Source organism: Pseudomonas sp. 31-12 (genome assembly GCF_003151075.1).
In the GTDB taxonomy this organism is placed as follows: domain Bacteria; phylum Pseudomonadota; class Gammaproteobacteria; order Pseudomonadales; family Pseudomonadaceae; genus Aquipseudomonas.
This window is the reverse complement of sequence record NZ_CP029482.1, coordinates 1,069,315-1,090,277: the sequence shown is the minus strand read 5'-3', so window position 1 is coordinate 1,090,277 and position 20,963 is coordinate 1,069,315. Positions and strand designations below refer to the sequence as shown.

Below are 20,963 nucleotides of genomic sequence, written 5' to 3'. Positions count from 1 at the left end.
GGGGGGCCGCCGGTGTTCGGGACCGCCCCTCAAGCTATGCAACATCAAGGCGAGCGATTAGCGTCGCTTGGCCATTTCGTTGATGAAGCGATCGAACAATGGCGCTACGTCGTTCGGGCCAGGGCTGGCTTCAGGGTGACCCTGGAAGCTGAAGGCGCTCTTGTCGGTACGTTCGATGCCTTGCAGGGTGCCGTCGAACAGCGACTTGTGAATCGCGCGAACGTTGGCTGGCAGGGTCGCTTCGTCTACCGCAAAACCGTGGTTCTGGCTGGTGATCATCACCACACCGCTGTCCAGGTCCTGGACCGGGTGGTTGGCACCGTGGTGGCCATGACCCATTTTCAGGGTCTTGGCGCCGGAGGCCAGGGCCAGCAGTTGGTGGCCAAGGCAGATGCCGAATACCGGAATTTCGGTTTCGAGCACGTCCTTGATCGCCTGGATCGCGTAGTCGCAAGGCTCCGGATCACCAGGGCCGTTGGACAGGAACACGCCGTCAGGCTTCATCGCCAGAACGTCGGCGGCTGGCGTTTGCGCCGGCACTACGGTCACGCGGCAACCGCGCTCGACCAGCATGCGCAGGATGTTCAGCTTGACGCCGTAGTCGTAGGCCACCACGTGGTACGGCAGCTCGGAGGCGTCGATAGTCGCGTGGCTGTCGGTTTTCAGGTCCCAGACAGTCGAGCGCCATTCGTACTGCTCTTTGGTGCTGACGACTTTCGCCAGGTCCATGCCTTTGAGACCAGGGAAACCCTGGGCTGCGGCGATGGCGGCTTCTTCGGAGATGTTGTCACCGGCCATGATGCAGCCGTTCTGCGCGCCTTTCTCACGCAGGATGCGCGTCAGGCGACGGGTGTCGATACCGGCGATGGCCACAACGTTGTTGGCTTTCAGGTAATCGGACAGGGACATCGTGTTACGCCAGTTGCTCGCAACCAGCGGCAGGTCACGGATGACCAGGCCAGCGGACCATACGCGGTCGGACTCGGCGTCTTCCGGCGTGGTGCCGGTGTTGCCGATGTGCGGGTAAGTCAGGGTAACGATCTGTTGGGCGTAGGAAGGATCGGTAAGGATTTCCTGATAGCCGGTCATGGCAGTGTTGAACACCACCTCACCAACGGTTTGACCGTCGGCTCCAATTGCTTCGCCGCGAAAAATGCTGCCATCAGCAAGGGCGAGTATGGCTGGCTTAGTCAAGAAGACCTCCCGTAAATAAAGCCTGAAAGGGCGATCGCAGGTGTAAAAAAGCGGAGTGACGTATGGACACGTCACCCCGCTCATTCACTGAATTATTCTGCGCGCTTTTAGTGAACACACTAAAGCTGTAGCTTACAGAAAAAGGCATTTTTGGTCTACCGCCAATGAGCCTTAAAGGCCGGAGAATGCGACAGGACGTCGCTTGGCGGAGTAAAACCGGGCTCAAACGCTGTGTTTGAACCCGATTTCAGGCACTTCTTAACGAAGGTCGAGCACGTCTTGCATGTCATAAAGGCCAGGCTCGCGACCGTCCAGCCACAAAGCGGCGCGTACGGCCCCCTTGGCGAAGGTCATGCGACTGGACGCCTTGTGCGTGATCTCGACACGCTCACCATCGGCGGCGAACAGCACGGTGTGATCACCGACGATGTCACCGGCACGCACCGTGGCGAAGCCGATGGTTTCGCGAGCACGAGCGCCGGTCTGACCTTCACGACCGTAGACCGCCACCTTCTTCAGATCACGCCCCAGCGCATCGGCAATCACTTCACCCATGCGCACGGCTGTACCGGACGGCGCATCGACTTTATGCCGGTGGTGGGCTTCAGTGATTTCGATATCGACATCATCACCCAACACGCGAGCAGCGGTGTCGAGCAGCTTCAGGCACAGGTTGACGCCGACGCTGAAGTTAGCCGCAAAGACAATCGGAATGTCCTTGCCCGCTTCTGCCAGCAACTGCTTCTCTTCAACGCTGAAACCGGTGGTGCCGATGATCATCGCCTTGTGATGCTTGCGGCAAAACGCGAGGTTCTTCAGGGTCACCGTCGGGTGCGTGAAGTCGATCAGCACGTCGAACTCGTCGACCACGCGATCCAGATCACCCGACAGCGGCACACCGATACGACCCAGCGCAGCCAGCTCACCGGCATCGGCGCCGACCAGCGAGCTGTCCGGACGATCAATGGCCGCCGTCAGACCGGCGCCCGGCTGCTGCTGCACGGCTTCGATCAGGGTTTTGCCCATGCGCCCCGCGGCGCCCATCACTGCAATACGTCGCATGCCTGTCTCCTTACAAATCGCCGAAGAAGCGCTTCACGCCTTCGAACCAACCGGTGGTTTTCGGCGAATGGCTGTTATCGTCTGCCAGCGAGCTGCGGAACTCTTCCAGCAATTCGCGCTGACGACGGCCCAGGTTGACCGGGGTTTCGACCGCCACACGGCACATCAAGTCACCGGCACCGCCGCCACGCACGGGCGCAACGCCTTTGCCGCGAACACGGAACTGCTTGCCGGTCTGGGTCCCTTCAGGGATTTTCAGTTTGACTCGACCATCAAGGGTCGGAATCTCCAGCTCGCCGCCCAGCGCAGCATCAACGAAGCTGATAGGCACTTCGCAAAACAGGTGCTTGCCGTCACGCTGGAAGATCGCGTGCTCGCGCACATTGATCACCACGTACAGGTCGCCCGTCGGACCGCCCTGCGCACCCGCCTCGCCTTCGCCGGACAGACGAATGCGATCACCGGTATCGACACCGGCCGGCACTTTCACCGAAAGGGTTTTGTACTCTTCCACACGGCCTTCGCCGTTGCAGGAGTTGCACGGGTCGGAAATGATTTTGCCTTGGCCATGGCAACGCGGGCAGGTCTGCTGCACCGAGAAGAAGCCCTGCTGCATGCGCACCTGGCCGATACCACCGCACGTCGGGCAGGTGACCGGCGAGGAGCCTTTCTTGGCACCCGAGCCATCGCATGGCTTGCAGTTGACCAGTGTCGGAACGCGGATATTCACCGTCGTGCCGCGCACCGCTTCTTCCAGGTTCAGCTCCAGGGTGTAGCGCAAGTCGCTGCCGCGCTGGGCGCCGCCACGGGAACCGCCGCGACCGCCACCGAAGAAGTCACTGAAGACATCACCAAAGATGTCGGAGAAGTTCTGACCACCAAACCCGGCACCGCCGCCACCCATGCTCGGGTCGACGCCGGCATGACCGTACTGATCGTACGCCGCGCGCTTGCTGGAATCGGACAGCACTTCGTAGGCCTCGTTGGCCTCTTTGAACATCTCTTCCGACGCTTTGTCGTCAGGATTACGGTCCGGGTGGTGCTTCATCGCCAGGCGACGGTAGGCCTTTTTCAGGTCCGCTTCGCTTGAGCCACGCTCAACACCCAATACTTCGTAATAGTCACGCTTTGCCATAAGTCTTTGCACTCTTAAGGACGTTCGGCAAACCCCTCCTGAGCCTCGCCAAACTCGTTGAGCCCCAATACAGGCCCGGACCCAACTCACGTCAATTCAACGATCCTGGTCTTTGATTCTATGCGGTACTTTCGGCTCGAAAAGCAGGAGCATTCCCGGCCATACCATCAGCATCCGAGCGTTGTCGCATGCTGTAAAAATTCGCTAACTCCAGACACGCCAACGCGGGAGCAAGCTCCCGCGCGGCGACATCCTACCAGTCACCGCCTGAAGGCAGTCAACCGGGCGACCAACAACTTACTTGTGGTCTTTGACTTCTTCGAACTCGGCATCGACAACGTCGTCAGCCTTTTCAGCCTTGTCGTCCTGCGGTGCCGCGCCTTCAGCAGGCTGAGCCTGTTCGGCGTACATCTTCTGCGCCACTGGAGCGGAGACTTTCGACAGCTCTTCAACCTTGGCTTCGATTGCAGCCTTGTCGTCGCCTTTGACAGCGGCTTCCAGGGCAACAACAGCGGCTTCGATTGCAGTTTTCTCTTCAGCAGTCACTTTATCGCCAGCATCGGCGACCATTTTGCGCGTCGAGTGAACCAGTGCATCACCCTGGTTACGGGCAGCGGCCAGCTCTGCAAACTTGCTGTCTTCCTCGGCGTTGGCTTCAGCATCGCGAATCATCTGCTGAATCTCTTCCTCGGACAGACCCGAGTTGGCCTTGATCACGATCGACTGAGTCTTGCCGGTGGCCTTGTCTTTGGCGCCTACGTGCAGGATGCCGTTGGCGTCGATGTCGAAGGTCACTTCAATTTGTGGCACACCGCGTGGTGCTGGTGGAATCTCGGCCAGGTCGAACTTGCCCAGGGACTTGTTCTGAGCGGCTTGCTTACGCTCGCCCTGCAGTACGTGAATGGTCACGGCGCCCTGGTTGTCGTCGGCAGTCGAGAACACTTGCGATTTCTTGGTAGGAATCGTGGTGTTTTTCTCGATCAGCGCGGTCATCACGCCACCCATGGTTTCGATACCCAGGGTCAGCGGGCTGACGTCGAGCAGCAGGACGTCTTTCACGTCACCAGCCAGTACGGCGCCCTGGATCGCAGCACCCATGGCAACAGCTTCGTCCGGGTTTACGTCTTTACGAGCTTCTTTACCGAAGAACTCGGTCACCAGCTTCTGAACCAGTGGCATACGGGTCTGACCGCCGACCAGGATCACGTCGTTGATCGCGCCAACGTCGATGCCGGAGTCTTTCAGAGCGATGCGGCAAGGTTCGATGGTGCGTTGAACCAGGTCTTCTACCAGCGCTTCGAGCTTGGCGCGGGAGATTTTCACGTTCAAGTGCTTGGGACCGGTGGCATCTGCAGTGATGTACGGCAGGTTCACGTCGGTCGACATGCTCGAGGACAGTTCGATCTTGGCTTTTTCAGCGGCTTCTTTCAGGCGCTGCATGGCCAGCGGATCACCTTTAAGGTTCATGCCGCTTTCTTTCTTGAATTCGTCAACGAGGTAGTCGATCAGACGAATGTCAAAGTCTTCACCGCCCAGGAACGTGTCACCGTTGGTGGCCAACACTTCGAACTGGTGCTCGCCATCGACTTCAGCGATTTCGATCACGGAAACGTCGAAAGTACCGCCGCCCAAGTCGTAAACGATCACAGTGTGATCGCCCTTCGCCTTGTCCATACCGTAAGCCAGAGCGGCTGCGGTTGGTTCGTTGATGATGCGTTTTACGTCCAGGCCAGCAATACGGCCGGCGTCTTTGGTGGCTTGACGCTGGCTGTCGTTGAAGTAGGCCGGAACGGTGATCACCGCTTCAGTCACTGGCTCGCCGAGGTAGTCTTCGGCGGTCTTCTTCATTTTCTTCAGAATTTCAGCCGAGATCTGTGGCGGCGACATTTTCTGGCCGTTCACTTCTACCCACGCGTCGCCGTTGTCAGCCTTGGCGATTTTGTAAGGCACCATCTTGATGTCTTTCTGAACGACTTCTTCGTCGAACTTACGACCGATCAGACGCTTCACCGCGTACAGGGTGTTATGCGGATTGGTCACAGCCTGACGCTTGGCCGACTGGCCAACCAGGATTTCGCCATCGTTGGCGTAAGCGATGATCGACGGCGTGGTACGCGCGCCTTCAGCGTTTTCAATAACTTTGGCTTTGCCGTTTTCCATCACGGAGACGCAGGAGTTGGTAGTCCCCAGGTCGATACCGATAATTTTGCCCATGTTCACTCTCCCGAAACTTTGGATTTGGTTGCCGCAGCAGTGGTGGCTAACTGCGGTAGCACTTAAACGCTTGACTTCTAAATGGGGGCCTTGCGGCTAATTTCAAGCCTGCTCATCAATAGAAGGCGAAACTGGCGCAGGGGCCTTGCTGACCACAACCATGGCCGGGCGCAGCAGACGACCGTTGAGCTGATAACCTTTCTGGAACACCTTGAGAACGCTGTTCGGCTCTACGTCGGCGCTTTCCTGCATGGCCATCGCCTGATGAAGAACGGCGTTGAACGGTTCGCCATGCGGATCGATCGCTTCCAGCTGATAACGTTTCAGGGTGTCCTGGAACATTTTCAGAGTCAGCTCGATGCCTTCGCGCATTGGACGGATGCTTTCGTCATCCGGGTTGGACAACTCCAGACCCCGCTCCAGGCTGTCGATAATCGGCAACAAATCGCCCGCAAATTTTTCCAGGGCGAATTTGTGCGCTTTTTCTACATCTTGCTCGGCGCGACGGCGGACGTTCTGCAGATCAGCCGCTACACGCAAAGCTTGATCATGAGCGCCAGCCAATTGCTCTTCGAGCACTTGTACACGAGCCGCCAGCTCATCACCCGAATCCTGGGCAGCCTGATCGGCGTCTAGATTTTGCGTATCCACTGTCTGTTCGTCAGCCATAGAATTCTCCTTTCAATAACGTCCGCGAGCTCAACTCGCGCTTCTGTCCCGGTATATGGGGCCGCAAAAATCAGCTTCAAGGGGTGGACTGCGATTAACCCTACAAAAAACGCTGCATTGCGATTGCTCGACGGACCAAGCATTTCGTCAGACCGAGCAAATCGAGCTAAGAGGGGGCATTGTCAGCCGCAAATAAAACACTGTATAAATAACCAGACCTAAAGCCTGGGAGCGGCCTTTATGCTGGTGCACCTGTCCGTACATAACTACGCCATCGTTGAACATCTCGATCTCGAACTCGATCGCGGGATGAGCGTGATAACCGGGGAAACCGGCGCCGGCAAGTCGATCATGCTCGACGCCCTCGGCCTGACCCTGGGCGATCGCGCCGACAGCGGCGTGGTCCGTCCCGGCGCCGACAAGGCCGACATCCTCGCAACCTTCGACCTGGTCGACATCCCGGAAGCCAGCGCCTGGCTGGCCGAACGCGATCTGGAGAGCGATGGCCCGTGCATCCTGCGTCGGGTGATCACCGCCGAAGGACGCTCGCGCGGCTATATAAACGGCACGCCCTGCCCGCTCGGCGATCTCAAGGCCCTCGGCGAACTGCTGATCGATATCCACAGTCAGCACGAACACCAATCCCTGCTCAAGACCGACACCCACCGCCGCCTGCTGGACGAATACGCCGGCGCCACCGACCTTGCCCGCCAGGTACAACTGGCAGCCCAACGCTGGCGCCAGACTCGCCAGGAGCTGGAGCGTCTCTCCAATTCCGGCGACGAGCAGCGCGCTCGCCATCAATTACTCAGCTATCAACTTGAAGAACTGGAAAACCTTGGCCTCGGCGAAAACGAGCTGGAGCAACTGGAACAGGAACACAAGAACCTCACCAACGCCGAAACCCTGCTGGGTATCTGCCGGCAAGTGGTCGAGCAATGCAGCGAAAGTGATTCCGGGAATGTCCTGAACGCGCTGACCGCCAGCCTTAATCGTCTATCGAGCGTCAATAACTCGATCGGCGCACTGGGCGAAGCCAGCAGCCTGCTGACCAGCGCACAGATACAGGTTGAAGAAGCCGTCGGTGAACTGAACCGCTTCCTCGACAATTTCGACGCCGACCCGGCACGACTCCAGTACCTGGAAGAACGCCTGGACGCGATCTACACCATGGCGCGCAAGCACCGCATCCAGCCGACCGAGGTCGCGGAGATGCAGCAGCGTTTGCTGGATGAAATCGAAACCCTGAACGCCAACGACGAATCCATCGAGCGACTGAGCGATGAGCTGGCTTCTTATGCCCGTCATTATCAGGAGAAGGCTCGGGAGCTAAGTGATTTGCGTCATCAAGCCTCGAACAGCCTGGCCAGTGCAGTGGAGCAGGAAATCCAGCGCCTGGGCATGCCCGGTGGGCGCTTCACCATCGAATTACGCCCAAACAGCAGCGATGAACTGCTGCCTAATGGACTTGAGCAGGTAGAGTTGCTGGTCAGCGCTAACCCCGGCCAGCCATTGAAAGCCTTGGCCAAAGTCGCTTCAGGCGGTGAGTTGTCACGGATCAGCCTGGCTATTCAGGTGATCACCGCGCAGACCTCGCGCGTACCGACGCTGGTGTTCGACGAAGTGGACGTGGGCATCGGCGGCCCAACTGCCGAAATCGTTGGCCAATTGCTGCGTCGCCTTGGTGAGCGCGGACAGGTGCTGACGGTGACTCACTTGCCGCAAGTGGCCGCTCAGGGCCATCAACATCTGTTCGTGCACAAGGTGCGCGGTGAGGAGGCAACCCACACGGCTGTTTCCAAGTTGAGCAAGAATGATCGCGTCGAAGAAGTGGCGCGGATGCTGGGCGGCATCGACCTGACCAAGGAATCCCTGGCTCACGCGAAAAAAATGGTTGTCACCGCAAAAATTTGAGAACGGCAGAAAGCACGAAGGCGACCACGGGGTCGCCTTCGCTCGTTTCGCGAATGTGAAATTCGCGCGACATGCTTACTTTTTCTTGCGCACGTACAGCACCAGATTGTGATCAACCATCTCGAAGCCGTACTTATCGACGATGGCTTTCTGCAGGCGCTCGATTTCTTCGTCGAAGAATTCGATCACTTCGCTGGTTTCGACGTTGACCATATGGTCGTGATGCTTGCCGTCATCCAGCTCGAAGACCGCATGGCCTCCGTCGAAGTTGTGCCGCACCACAAGGCCAGCTGCCTCGAACTGAGTCAGTACACGGTAAACCGTGGCCAGACCGACGTCCTCACCAGCCTCCATCAGCGCCTTGTAAACATCCTCGGCACTCATGTGGCGTTGCTCGGCGGAATCGAGCATTTGCAGAATTTTGACCCGTGGAAGGGTCACTTTGAGGCCGGCTTTGCGTAGTTCGCTATTTTCAACCATGGTCAGCTTTCTCGCGATGCTGCTTCGCAGCTTCTCTTAATGCGGGTATGATCGGCGTTTACGTTGTCCCAGCCAAGATAGTGGAAGTCGCCCACCGATGCAAAACACCAAGCTCTTGCTAACCAGTTTCACCTTTGTGGGACTGCTCGCACTCGCCGGTTGTTCATTCCCCGGGGTTTACAAAATCGACATCCAGCAGGGCAATGTCGTCACGCAGGACATGATAAACCAGTTACGCCCGGGAATGACCCGTAAGCAAGTACGGTTTATCATGGGCAACCCCCTGCTGACCGACACGTTCCATGCCGATCGCTGGGATTATCTGTACAGCCTGCAACCGGGTGGCGGTGAACGCCAACAGGAACGCATTAGCGTTATCTTCAACCCAAATGACCAGCTTGTCAGCCTCTCTGGTGATTTCATGCCAGGCGTGAGCCGCGACGAAGCCATTCTCGGCAAGGACAGTGGCACGACAGTCACTGCACCGGCAGAAAACGCCGAGAAGCCGAAACCGGAAAAACCGGTCAAGCCAGGTTCGTTGCTGGACCAGATCCAGAAGGACGTAGACGGCGTAGAAACCGTTCCGGTCCCGACGCCAGAACCGCTGGATACTTCGCCGCAATAATTTGCGACGCAATAAAAAACCCGGAATTTCCGGGTTTTTTATTGTCTGGCGTTTGGGCGATTCACTGATTCCGGGCTTTGGCCTCGGCAGCCTTGGCGGCACGCAGCCGACGAACCTCTTTCGGATCGGCCAGCAATGGCCGGTATATCTCGATGCGATCACCCGCCTGGACAGCACGATTGTCCGCATCAGTGATCACTTTACCGAAAATCCCCACCGGGCAATCCGTCAGATCAAGCTCCGCAAAGGTTTCGCCAACGCCCGATTTCAGCAAAGCCGCGCGCACGGTCGTTCCAGCCGGCACCGTCACACAAAGAAGCTCCTGACGATCAACCGCGGCGTAGACCACCTCGACGTCAACCATCGACTCAACCATGCATTTGTTTGGCGCGCTGGCAAAACGCATCCACCAACGTATTCGCTGCCTGATTGAACAGCGGCCCCAAGGTCGCGCGGACAATCGGCCCGGCGTAATCGAACGACAGGTCCAGACTGATCTTGCAGGCCTTTTCGCCCAACGGCTTGAACACCCAAATGCCATGCAGCTGGGTGAAAGGACCTTCCTCAAGGTTCATCTCGATCGAATGACCGGGCACTAACGTGTTTCTGGTGACGAAATGCTGACTCAACCCGCCCTTGGCCACTCCGACGCTCGCGCGCATGTGCTCGGGTGTGCTTTCCAGCACTTCGGCGGTCGAACACCACGGCAGGAATTCCGGGTAACGCGCCACGTCATTGACCAGGTCATAAAGCGCTTGCGCCGGATATGGCAGCAACGCCGAACGTTGAATGTGTGTCGTCATGTAAGCGTCACTTCCACAGCTGTGCGGCAAACACTACGAGAATGCCGATGGGCGCCACATAGCGCATCAAGAACAGGGACAGACCGAACAATATGGGACTGCGGATCGATAGCTCATCGCGTACTGCTTCACGGCCCATGATCCAACCTGCAAAGACCACGAAACACAAACCACCCAGTGGCAACATGATCCGCGAAGTGAAGAAATCGATCACGCCAAAGAAGTCCAAGCCACTGGCCGCACCCCATTGATAGAGATGGAACATCCCGCCTTCGTTCACGAAAAATTTGGCTTCCTTCCAGATATTGAAGGAAAACACCGTGCCCAGCCCCACGAACCAGCAGATAAACGCCAGCCAGAAAGTCACCCAGGCGCGGCTGATTTTCGTGCGTTCGACCAGGTAAGCCACCATCGGCTCAAGCAGGGAAATCGCCGAGCTCCAGGCTGCCACCGCGACCAGTACGAAGAACACTACGCCCATCAACTGGCCGAACGCTACGTTACCGAAGGCAAACGGCAGACTGACGAACATCAGGCCCGGGCCTTCGCTCGGGTTGAGGCCTGCAGCGAACACAATCGGAAACAATGCCAGACCCGCCACCAGCGAAACGAAGGTATCGAGCAGCGCCACACCGACCACGGTGCCGGAGATGGATGAATGCTTCGGCATGTAAGCGCCGTAAATCATGATCGAACCAACACCCACGCTCAGGGAGAAGAACGCGTGCCCCATGGCCGGCAACAAGCCGTCGAGGACTTTTTCCGGGTGGAAGTCGAACATGAAATGCACGCCTTCCATGAAATGCCCGGTGGTCATGCTATAGCCCAGCAGCACCAGAATCATCACAAAGAGCAGCGGCATCATGATCCGCAGACTGCGTTCAAGCCCGGCGACCACACCTTTGGCGATGACGACGGCAGACAGCAGCATGAAAATCGTGTGCCAAAGTGTCAGGCGCCACGGATCGGCGATCACATTGCCAAAGTACGCGCCGACCTGATCAGGCGTCGCCCCCTGGAAGTCGCCACGACCCATGTCGATGATGTAATCCAGCGACCAGCCGCCGACCACACTATAGAAAGACAGGATCAGCAACGCCGTGATCATCCCGGCGAATGCGCCCCAGGACCACTTGCCCGAATGCCCTGCTTCCTGTGCCAGCACCTTCAAGGCGTTGGCCGGGCTCTGCCGCGCACGGCGGCCAATCAGGGTTTCGGCCAGCATGACCGGCACACCGATCAGCGCGATACAGGCCAGGAACATCAGCACGAAGGCGCCGCCGCCGTAGACGCCGACCATGTACGGGAATTTCCAGATACTACCCAGGCCCACGGCCGAACCGGTCGCGGCGAGTATGAAGACCCAGCGGCTAGCCCAACTGCCGTGGACAGAAACCTTGTCTGTCGACATCGTTATCACGCCCAAGCGTTCAAAAAAGAGGCCGCATTGTCCGGGATTCAATCAACCTGCTCAAGCACGTAGCGATACCGTAGCCGACTTGCTTGCAACTCCCTATAATGCCGCCCCTATGGCTAAACAGAAGAAACACCCTACAGGGACCATCGCGCAAAATAAAAAGGCGCGACACGATTACTTCATCGAGCATAAGTTCGAGGCTGGTCTGGTCCTGGCCGGCTGGGAAGTAAAAAGTCTGCGGGCAAGCAAGCTGCAACTGGTTGACAGTTATGTGCTGCTCAAAGATGGCGAAGCCTGGCTGCTCGGCAGCCACATTACGCCGCTGATGACCGCCAGCACCCACGTCATCGCCGATCCGACCCGCACCCGCAAATTGCTGCTCAACCGCCGCGAGCTGGAAAAGCTGGCCGCCGCCGTGCAACAAAAAGGCTATGCCTGCGTGTGCCTGTCCTGGTACTGGAGCAAGCACATGGTCAAGTGCGAGATCGCTCTGGGCAAGGGCAAGAAGGAATACGACAAGCGTGATACCGAACGCGAACGCGATGCCGGTCGCGAGTTGCAGCGTGCGGTGCGCAACAAGGGCAAGGAAGAATAATCTTCCACCCGATTGTGGCGAGGGAGCTTGCTCCCGTTCGGCTGCGCAGCAGTCGCCAGCAGTCGCCAGCAGTCTTCATGACAGCGGCGACTAGCGAGGGCCACTTAGGGCCCCAGCGGGAGCAAGCTCCCTCGCCACAGGTCATCAGGTCACCTGACTACATCCCCTTGCGCCGTTCCGCCCGGGCCACGCGCTGCACTTCCTGACGCACCTCTTCCAGCACTTCTTGCACATACAGAATGTGTCGGCTGGACACTTCCCGCGCCTGCTCTGCCCGCCCCTCGATAATTGCCATGTACAACTCCCGGTGCTGCGTGATCAGCATGTCGCGGGTTTCCGTACGCTGTTTGTACATGCCGCCAATGTTGGTCACCACGTTGCGCTTGAGCAGATCGAACAGCCCACGAATGGTGTGCAGCAACACGGCGTTGTGACTGGCTTCGGCAATCGCCAAGTGAAATTTCGCGTCCGCCGCGCCCTCTTCCGCCCGGCTCACTTCATCGTGACGCGTGTAGCAGTCCTGTAATTCATTGAAAGCTGCCGTCAGACGCTCGCGATCGACATCCGTCGCGCGCAATGCCGCGTAATAGGCGCAGGACGCTTCCAGCGTATGGCGAAACTCCAGCAGATCGCGCTGCGCTTCAGGGTTGCTTTCCAGCAGATGTAACAGCGGATCGCTAAAGGTCGAACCCAGCGACTCCACCACATAATTGCCGCCGCCCTGGCGACTGACCAGCAAGCCCTTGGCCGCCAGTTTCTGAATCGCTTCACGCAACGAAGGGCGTGACACGCCGAACTGCTCGGCCAACGCGCGTTCGGCCGGCAAGCGCTCGCCAGACTTCAACGTGCCTTCGAGGATCATGCCCTCGAGCTGCTCGACAATATCGTCAGACAAACGGCGCTGACGAATCTGATCAAACCCCATAACTCAATTCTCCACGGTCCCGACGGCTCGCCGGGCTCTCTATTCTGGCCTATCGGCGCTGTGCCAGCACCTACCAGACGGCATTTGTTAAAGCGGATCAAGCACGCGTCACAGCGCTTATTCGACAAAAGTTCTAGGGCGACAAATTGACACGCCACACACAACGCTTTTACCCTAGCCAACAGCGATTGTAAATTGGTATTACCAATTATCCAAGAACGCTGACCAGTGCCTGACCAACAACAATTAGGGGCCACCCCATATGCAAACCTGGCAACAGCTCTATACCCCGCTCGGCAGCCTTGGCTTCTCCGCGCTCGCCGCCGTTATCCCCATCGTGTTTTTCTTCCTGGCGTTGGCGGTGTTCCGCCTCAAAGGGCACGTGGCCGGCAGTATCACGCTGGCGTTGTCCATCGCCGTCGCAATCTTCGCCTTCCAGATGCCAGTCGACATGGCGTTCGCCGCCGCCGGGTATGGCTTCGCCTACGGTCTGTGGCCGATTGCGTGGATCATTGTCGCGGCCGTGTTCCTCTACAAACTGACGGTCAAGAGTGGTCAGTTCGAGGTCATCCGCAGCTCGGTGTTGTCAATCACCGACGACCAGCGTTTGCAGGTGCTGCTGATCGGCTTCTGCTTCGGTGCGTTCCTTGAAGGTGCCGCCGGTTTCGGTGCACCGGTAGCGATTACCGCCGCATTGCTGGTAGGACTGGGCTTCAACCCACTGTATGCAGCAGGTCTGTGCCTGATCGCCAACACCGCGCCAGTGGCCTTCGGTGCCTTGGGGATTCCGATCATCGTGGCCGGGCAAGTGACCGGCATCGACGCGTTCAAGATCGGCGCCATGACCGGTCGTCAACTGCCGCTGCTGTCGCTGTTCGTGCCGTTCTGGCTGGTGTTCATGATGGACGGCCTGCGCGGCGTTCGTGAGACCTGGCCTGCTGCGCTGGTGGCCGGCTTGAGCTTTGCCATCACCCAATACTTCACGTCGAACTTCATCGGTCCTGAGTTGCCGGACATCACCTCGGCCCTGGCCAGCCTGATTTCCCTGACGCTGTTCTTGAAAGTCTGGCAGCCGAAACGCGCCGCCGGCCAACACATCGTCGGTGCCGTCTCGGCCTCGGTGGTGACCGCCAGCGCCGGTGGTTTCGGCCAGCCGCGCACCAGCGTGGCGTCGCCTTACAGCCTGTTCGAAATCATCAAAGCCTGGTCGCCGTTCCTGATTCTCACCGTGCTGGTCACCATCTGGACCCTGAAACCGTTCAAGGCAATGTTCGCTGCCGGCGGTTCGATGTACAGCTGGGTGTTTAACTTCGCCATCCCGCACCTGGATCAGATGGTGATCAAGGTCGCGCCGATCGTGACCGCGCCGACCGCCATTCCAGCGGTGTTCAAGCTCGACCCGATTTCCGCAACCGGCACGGCGATTTTCTTCTCCGCACTGATCTCGATGCTGGTGCTGAAGATCAATATCAAAACTGGTCTGACCACTTTTAAAGAGACTCTCTACGAACTGCGCTGGCCGATTCTGTCCATCGGCATGGTCTTGGCGTTCGCCTTCGTCACCAACTATTCGGGCATGTCTTCGACTATGGCGCTGGTATTGGCTGGCACTGGCGCGGCATTCCCATTCTTCTCGCCGTTTCTCGGCTGGCTGGGCGTGTTCCTGACCGGTTCCGACACGTCGTCCAACGCGCTATTCAGTTCGTTGCAAGCGACCACCGCGCACCAGATCGGCGTCAGCGATGTGCTGCTGGTCGCGGCAAACACCAGCGGCGGCGTGACCGGCAAGATGATCTCGCCGCAATCGATCGCCGTGGCCTGCGCCGCGACTGGCCTGGTGGGCAAGGAATCGGATCTGTTCCGTTTCACCCTCAAGCACAGCCTGTTCTTTGCAACGATCGTCGGCCTGATCACCTACATCCAGGCCTACTGGCTCACCGGCATGCTGGTGCACTAAGACCTACAAGCAGCATCGAAAAAACCGACGCCGGACCACGATTCCGGCGTCAGCTATTCACAACCCGGTCTGTAAGGCTGCTGAAAGCTTCCCTCTTTATATTCAGCAGCCTCAACGGACGGATAACCGGGACCACCCGGAGACACGCCTGATGAGCGAGCTTTTTTACAACGCCGTGCCGAACGCGACCCGCGTGGCCCCGCCACTGCCTGAGCCTCGGCAATACCCCAGCGAGAAACCGTCACGGGTCTACCTGTTCGGGACCTGCGTGGTGGATCTGTTCTACCCCGAAGCCGGGATGGATGCGATCCACTTGCTGGAACGTGAAGGCATTCGTGTCGAGTACCCGCAAGGGCAGAGCTGCTGCGGACAACCGGCCTACACCTCGGGTTACACCGAGCAGGCAAGGACCGTGGCGCGCTCGCAACTGGCGCTGTTCGCCGGGGATTACCCGGTGGTGGTGCCGTCGGGATCGTGTGCCGGGATGTTGCGCGAACACTATGCAGACTTGTTCAAGGACGAGCCGCAAACGCTGAAACAGGTTCAGGCACTGGCGGCCCGGACCTATGAACTCGCCGAGTTCCTGCTGTTTGTCTGCAAGGTGCAGCTCAAGGACAGCGGTGAGCCGGTGAAAGTGGCCTTGCACACCTCGTGTTCGGCGCGTCGTGAGATGAACACCCACCTGCACGGTCGCGAGTTGTTGTCGCAATTGAGCAACGTGGAGCGAGTCGACCACAGCCATGAAAGTGAATGCTGTGGCTTCGGTGGGACTTTCAGCGTCCGTATGCCAGACATTTCCGGCGCGATGGTGGCTGACAAGACCCGGTCGTTGAAGGAGTCCGGCGCGCACAAGGTACTCAGTGCCGATTGCGGTTGCCTGATGAACATCAACGGCTCGCTGGAGAAACAGAAGGAAGCGTTGCGCGGCCAACATCTGGCCAGTTTCCTTTGGCGGCGAACCGGAGGTGTTCTATGAACGCTTCCGCGATTATTCCTACGGTTGCAGTGGAAGAAGATTTTCGCACCCGGGCTCACAAGGCGTTGGGTGACCAGCAACTGCGAAATAACTTTCGCACTGCGATGGATTCTCTGATGACCAAACGGGCAGCGTCCTTCAGCGATGCCCACGAAAGAGAACATTTGCGCGCGCTGGGCAATGCTGTCCGCGCCCGAGCGTTATCCAAGCTGCCCGACCTGCTCGAGCAGCTTGAACAGAACCTGACCCGCAACGGTGTGACAGTGCACTGGGCGGAAACGGTGGACGAAGCCAATGGCATCGTCCTCTCGATCATCCGCGCTCACGAGGGGCGGCAAGTGATCAAGGGCAAATCGATGGTCAGCGAAGAGATGGAGATGAATCACTTCCTCGCTGATCGGGGCATTGAATGCCTGGAATCGGACATGGGCGAGTACATCGTCCAGCTCGACCACGAGAAGCCTTCACACATTATTATGCCGGCGATCCACAAGAATGCCGGTCAGGTCGCGTCCTTGTTCCACGACAAACTTGGCGTGGAGTACACCAAGGACGTTGACCAACTCATTCAGATCGGTCGCAAAGTCTTGCGACAGAAATTCTTCGAAGCGGACATCGGCGTCTCCGGCGTCAACTTCGCCGTGGCCGAAACCGGCACCCTGCTGCTGGTGGAAAACGAAGGCAACGGCCGCATGACCACCACGGTGCCGCCGGTTCATATCGCCGTCACCGGCATCGAAAAAGTCGTGGAAAACCTGCGCGACGTGGTGCCGCTGCTATCACTGTTGACCCGCTCGGCCCTCGGCCAGCCGATCACCACCTACGTCAACATGATCTCCGGCCCGCGCAAGGAACATGAACTCGACGGCCCTCAGGAAGTGCACCTGGTATTGCTCGACAACGGTCGCAGTCAGGCCTTCGCCGACAGTGAATTGCGCCAGACCCTGAACTGCATCCGCTGCGGCGCGTGTATGAATCATTGCCCGGTCTACACTCGAATCGGCGGTCACGCCTATGGGGAGGTTTACCCTGGGCCTATCGGAAAAATCATCACCCCGCACATGGTCGGCCTGGCGAACGTCCCGGACCATCCGAGCGCGTCGTCGCTGTGCGGTGCTTGCGGTGAAGTGTGCCCGGTAAAAATTCCGATCCCGGCCCTGCTGCGTCGCCTGCGGGAAGAGAACGTCAAAGCCCCGGACAGTCCGCATCAAGTCATGCGCGGCCAGGGCAGCAAGTATTCGCGCAAGGAACGTTTTATCTGGAACGCCTGGGCCAGGCTCAACAGCTCGCCGACGCTGTATCGTCTGTTCGGCTTTTTCGCCACACGGCTGCGCGCCCTGGCACCGAGTAATGTTGGCCCGTGGACGCAAAACCACAGCGCACCGAAACCCGCTGCCCGCTCACTGCATGACATGGCCCGCGAGCATCTGGCCAAACAGGGAGATCGTTGATGAGCGCCAAGCAAAACATCCTCGCCAAGTTACGGAAAAGTCTGACAGGCACCACGCCCGTGCCCGATGAATTCGACGTCGAGCTGGTGACTGCGCCTTATACCTACACCGCCGAACAACGCATCCCGCAACTGCGCAAGCTGATGGAAGCGGTGCACACCGAAATCCATCTGACGTCCGGCGCAGATTGGCCGGCGCTGCTCGCACAGTTGCTGTGGGACCGCCAATTGCCGAGTCTGTTGATCGCACCGACGACGCCTCATGGGCAACGTGTCACTCAACACTGGGCGAACAATCCGGGTCTGCCGACACTCAAGTCCTACGTCCGCCCGGTTGAAGTATGGAAAGCCGAGCTGTTCAACGACACCCCAGCCAGCCTGACCACCACCCTCGGCGCCATTGCCGCGACAGGTAGCCTGATTCTCTGGCCGACGCGGGAAGAACCGCGCCTGATGAGCCTGGTACCGCCGGTGCATTTTGCCCTGCTCAAGGCCAGTGAAATCCGCGACAACTTCTATCAGGTGCAACAGGAATTCAACTGGGCCCAAGGCATGCCCACCAACGCCTTGCTGGTGTCCGGTCCGTCGAAAACCGCTGACATCGAGCAAGTCCTGGCCTACGGCGCGCACGGCCCGAAAGACCTGGTGGTTTTGATTCTGGAGGACCAATGAGTCTACCCGCGGCTTTCCTGCGCGATGCGCAGCAACTGATCCCTCAAGAGCGACGTTTCGACGACCCGCTGTCGACATTGGCCTTCGGCACCGACGCCAGTTTTTATCGGCTGATTCCGAAACTGGTGATCCGCGTCGAGTCCGAAGACGAAGTGGTCGCGCTGCTCAAACTGGCGCAACGGGATCAGGTCCCGGTGACCTTCCGCGCTGCCGGCACCAGCCTGTCCGGCCAAGCCATCAGCGACTCGGTGCTGATCGTGCTTGGGGATAACTGGAACGGTCGCGAGATCCGCGGCCAAGGCACGCAAATCCGCCTGCAACCGGGCGTGATCGGCGCGCAGGCCAACGCTTGGCTGGCGCCTTTTGGGCGCAAGATCGGCCCGGACCCGGCCTCGATCAACGCCTGCAAAATCGGCGGCATCGTTGCCAACAATGCCAGCGGCATGTGCTGCGGCACCGCGCAGAACACCTACCACACGCTGGCCGGCATTCGCCTGGTGCTGGCTGACGGCAGCCGTCTCGACACCGAAGATGCGGCGAGTGTCGCGGCGTTTCGCCAGAGTCATGCTTCGCTGCTTGAGCGCCTGGCGACCTTGGGTCGCGAAACCCGCGCCAATGCCGAACTGGCCGCAAGAATCCGCCACAAATACCGTCTGAAAAATACCACCGGCCTGTCACTCAATGCCTTGGTTGATTTCGACGAGCCTGTGGATATCTTGAGCCACTTGCTGGTGGGTTCCGAAGGCACGCTCGGCTTCATCAGCGCGGTGACCTACGACACGGTCATCGACCACCCGAACAAGGCTTCGGCACTGATCGTATTCCCAGATGTGGAAACCTGCTGCAACGCCGTCACCGTGCTGAAAAGCCAGCCGGTGTCCGCCGTCGAACTGCTGGACCGTCGCAGCCTGCGTTCGGTGCAGGACAAACCCGGCATGCCGGCTTTCGTACAACAGCTGTCGAACAATGCCTGCGCGCTGCTGATCGAGTCCCGCGCCGCATCGTCCACTTTGCTACAGGAACAACTGGCGCAGATCATGGCGTCGTTGACCTCGTTCCCCGTGGAGAAACAAGTCGACTTCACCGAGGACCCGGTAGAAAACGCACGGCTTTGGGCGATCCGCAAAGACACCTTCCCCGCTGTCGGCGCGGTGCGCAAAACCGGCACCACGGTGATCATCGAAGACGTGACCTTCCCTGTGGAACAACTGGCCATCGGCGTGAACCGACTGATCGAGCTGTTCGACAAACATCACTACGACGAAGCGATCCTTTTCGGACACGCGCTGGAAGGCAATCTGCACTTCGTCTTCACCCAAGGTTTCAACAACCCGGAAGAAGTCGCACGCTACCAAGCGTTCATGGACGACGTGGCGCAGTTGGTGGCGGTGGAATTCGGCGGTTCGCTGAAGGCCGAGCACGGCACCGGCCGCAACATGGCGCCCTTCGTCGAACTGGAATGGGGCAGCGATGCTTACCAGTTGATGTGGCAGCTCAAACGCCTGCTGGACCCAAATGGCATTCTCAACCCGGACGTGGTGCTCAGCGAGGATCCGCAGATCCACCTCAAGCATCTGAAACCGCTGCCGGCCGCCGATGAGATTGTGGATAAGTGCATCGAGTGCGGTTTCTGCGAACCGGTGTGCCCGTCGAAAGGACTGACCCTGAGCCCGCGCCAGCGCATCGTGATCTGGCGGGATATCCAGGCGAAGAAACGCGCAGGCGTCGACACCTCCGAGCTTGAAGCTGCTTACGAATATCAAGGCATCGACACCTGTGCCGCCACAGGGTTATGTGCGCAACGTTGCCCTGTAGGCATCAACACCGGCGAGCTGGTGAAAAAGCTCCGCAGCCGTAAGGCGACGCATACGAAAACCGCCAACTGGCTTGAAGGAAATTTCGCCACCGCATTGCAAGGCGCGCGCTTCACCCTGCATGTGGCCAACGGCGCGCGGATGCTGCTGGGCGCGCCGCGTCTGGCCAAGCTGTCGGCAACGCTGACCAAGTTGTCCAAAGGCCAGGTCCCGCAATGGACCAACGCCATGCCGCAGCCGGAAAAAGCCATTCGCTTCAGCCCGGTCGTATCGGACGAGCGCCCCCGCGTGGTCTATCTGGCGGCCTGTGTCTCGCGAGTCATGGGCCCGGCGGCGGGTGATAAAGAGCAGATGTCGTTGTACGACAAAACCCGTGGGCTGCTGGAAAAGGCCGGTTACCAGGTAGTCTTTCCGGACAATCAGGACAGCCTCTGCTGCGGTCAGCCGTTTGCCTCCAAGGGCTACGCCGAACAGGCCGAACACAAACGCCAGGAACTGATCGGCGCGTTGCTGCACGCCAGTCGCGGTGGGCTTGACCCGATCTATTGCGACACCAGCCCGTGCACGTTACGGCTGGTTCAGGATTTGGGCGAAGTCCGACTCGACCTTTACGACCCGGTGCGATTCATCCGTACGCATTTGATGGATCGCCTGGATTTCACACCGCAGGAAGCGCCGATCGCGGTGCACGTCACTTGCAGCACCCAGCACCTTGGCGAGAGTCAGGCGCTGATTGATCTGGCGCGTAAGTGCAGCAACAACGTGGTCATTCCCGAGGGCATTCACTGTTGCGGGTTTGCCGGGGACAAGGGCTTCACCACTCCCGAACTGAACGCTCACTCACTGCGCAGCCTGAAAGACGCCGTGCAGTTCTGCGCAGAAGGCATTTCCACCAGCCGCACCTGCGAAATCGGCCTGAGCCAACATGGCGGGATCGACTATCACGGCTTGGTTTACTTGGTGGATCGTGTGACGCAAGTGCGTCCGGCTTGAGGGTACTTTGGTGAAAATGGGGCGATTTCGCCCCTTTTTCATGCACTGCCGTTGCGCCGAACTTCTCG

18 protein-coding genes are annotated in these 20,963 nt (G+C 59.0%); 8 read left to right on the top strand and 10 right to left on the bottom strand.

The genetic code is table 11. From position 1 onward, the window contains the following. Positions 1-57: 57 nt before the first annotated feature. From carA to grpE, 5 genes are all read right to left on the bottom strand, one after another. Entirely contained in the window at positions 58-1,194 is a 1,137-nt protein-coding gene (carA, locus tag DJ564_RS04940) for a glutamine-hydrolyzing carbamoyl-phosphate synthase small subunit (protein WP_045060050.1), read from the bottom strand. A gap of 258 nt (positions 1,195-1,452) precedes the next feature. Then, positions 1,453-2,256 carry a 4-hydroxy-tetrahydrodipicolinate reductase gene (gene dapB, locus DJ564_RS04935; protein WP_109627907.1) on the bottom strand — a complete coding sequence of 268 codons (804 nt, stop codon included), beginning with the start codon at positions 2,254-2,256 and terminating at the stop codon, positions 1,453-1,455. Positions 2,257-2,266: 10 nt separating this feature from the next. Then, entirely contained in the window at positions 2,267-3,391 is a 1,125-nt protein-coding gene (gene dnaJ, locus DJ564_RS04930; RefSeq protein ID WP_109627906.1) for a molecular chaperone DnaJ, read from the bottom strand. A gap of 297 nt (positions 3,392-3,688) precedes the next feature. Further along, the gene (gene dnaK / locus DJ564_RS04925) at positions 3,689-5,605 is read right to left on the bottom strand and encodes a molecular chaperone DnaK (protein WP_109627905.1); all 1,917 of its coding nucleotides are present in this window, start codon (positions 5,603-5,605) and stop codon (positions 3,689-3,691) included. A 102-nt stretch (positions 5,606-5,707) separates the two neighbouring features. After that, the gene (grpE, locus tag DJ564_RS04920) at positions 5,708-6,274 is read right to left on the bottom strand and encodes a nucleotide exchange factor GrpE (protein ID WP_109627904.1); all 567 of its coding nucleotides are present in this window, start codon (positions 6,272-6,274) and stop codon (positions 5,708-5,710) included. 240 nt (positions 6,275-6,514) lie between these two features. On the opposite strand from grpE, the gene recN reads away from it, so the two are divergent. Further along, positions 6,515-8,188 (top strand): DNA repair protein RecN, encoded by a 1,674-nt coding sequence (recN, locus tag DJ564_RS04910; protein WP_109627902.1) that lies wholly within the window; start codon positions 6,515-6,517, stop codon positions 8,186-8,188. Between the two features lie 75 nt (positions 8,189-8,263). Here recN and fur read toward each other — a convergent pair whose 3' ends face one another. Then, positions 8,264-8,668: a ferric iron uptake transcriptional regulator gene (gene fur / locus DJ564_RS04905; protein WP_003197684.1), complete on the bottom strand. Its 405-nt coding sequence runs from the start codon at positions 8,666-8,668 to the stop codon at positions 8,264-8,266. A gap of 97 nt (positions 8,669-8,765) precedes the next feature. Between fur and DJ564_RS04900 the strand changes: the two genes are divergently transcribed. Then, the gene (locus DJ564_RS04900; protein WP_109627901.1) at positions 8,766-9,293 is read left to right on the top strand and encodes an outer membrane protein assembly factor BamE; all 528 of its coding nucleotides are present in this window, start codon (positions 8,766-8,768) and stop codon (positions 9,291-9,293) included. Positions 9,294-9,354: 61 nt separating this feature from the next. On the opposite strand, the gene DJ564_RS04895 is transcribed toward DJ564_RS04900, so the two are convergent. From DJ564_RS04895 to DJ564_RS04885, 3 genes are read right to left on the bottom strand one after another with little or no spacing between them, the layout of a single operon-like run. Then, positions 9,355-9,669 carry an RnfH family protein gene (locus tag DJ564_RS04895; RefSeq protein ID WP_109627900.1) on the bottom strand — a complete coding sequence of 105 codons (315 nt, stop codon included), beginning with the start codon at positions 9,667-9,669 and terminating at the stop codon, positions 9,355-9,357. Next, positions 9,662-10,096, bottom strand: coding sequence for a type II toxin-antitoxin system RatA family toxin (locus tag DJ564_RS04890; RefSeq protein ID WP_010463538.1), 435 nt, complete (start codon positions 10,094-10,096; stop codon positions 9,662-9,664). The genes DJ564_RS04895 and DJ564_RS04890 overlap by 8 nt, the downstream gene beginning before the upstream one ends. Positions 10,097-10,103: 7 nt before the next feature. Beyond that, on the bottom strand, positions 10,104-11,507 hold the full coding sequence (locus tag DJ564_RS04885) for a sodium-dependent transporter (protein WP_109627899.1): 1,404 nt from the start codon (positions 11,505-11,507) through the stop codon (positions 10,104-10,106). Between the two features lie 118 nt (positions 11,508-11,625). On the opposite strand from DJ564_RS04885, the gene smpB reads away from it, so the two are divergent. Further along, positions 11,626-12,108: an SsrA-binding protein SmpB gene (smpB, locus tag DJ564_RS04880; protein ID WP_109627898.1), complete on the top strand. Its 483-nt coding sequence runs from the start codon at positions 11,626-11,628 to the stop codon at positions 12,106-12,108. Between the two features lie 157 nt (positions 12,109-12,265). Here the strand turns inward: smpB and DJ564_RS04875 are convergent, their stop codons facing one another. Beyond that, entirely contained in the window at positions 12,266-13,033 is a 768-nt protein-coding gene (locus DJ564_RS04875) for a GntR family transcriptional regulator (RefSeq protein ID WP_109627897.1), read from the bottom strand. Between the two features lie 262 nt (positions 13,034-13,295). Between DJ564_RS04875 and DJ564_RS04870 the strand changes: the two genes are divergently transcribed. The 5 genes from DJ564_RS04870 to DJ564_RS04850 all read left to right on the top strand — a co-directional run bounded on the left by DJ564_RS04870 (position 13,296) and on the right by DJ564_RS04850 (position 20,895). Further along, on the top strand, positions 13,296-14,990 hold the full coding sequence (locus DJ564_RS04870; protein ID WP_109627896.1) for a lactate permease LctP family transporter: 1,695 nt from the start codon (positions 13,296-13,298) through the stop codon (positions 14,988-14,990). 151 nt (positions 14,991-15,141) lie between these two features. Continuing rightward, entirely contained in the window at positions 15,142-15,966 is an 825-nt protein-coding gene (locus tag DJ564_RS04865; protein WP_109627895.1) for a (Fe-S)-binding protein, read from the top strand. Then, the gene (locus tag DJ564_RS04860; RefSeq protein ID WP_109627894.1) at positions 15,963-17,417 is read left to right on the top strand and encodes a LutB/LldF family L-lactate oxidation iron-sulfur protein; all 1,455 of its coding nucleotides are present in this window, start codon (positions 15,963-15,965) and stop codon (positions 17,415-17,417) included. The genes DJ564_RS04865 and DJ564_RS04860 overlap by 4 nt, the downstream gene beginning before the upstream one ends. Further along, a complete protein-coding gene (locus tag DJ564_RS04855; RefSeq protein ID WP_109627893.1) occupies positions 17,417-18,088 on the top strand; it encodes a lactate utilization protein in 672 nt (223 codons plus the stop codon). The genes DJ564_RS04860 and DJ564_RS04855 overlap by 1 nt, the downstream gene beginning before the upstream one ends. Then, a complete protein-coding gene (locus DJ564_RS04850) occupies positions 18,085-20,895 on the top strand; it encodes an FAD-binding and (Fe-S)-binding domain-containing protein (protein WP_109627892.1) in 2,811 nt (936 codons plus the stop codon). Before DJ564_RS04855 ends, DJ564_RS04850 begins: the two co-directional genes overlap by 4 nt. Positions 20,896-20,963: the final 68 nt, after the last annotated feature.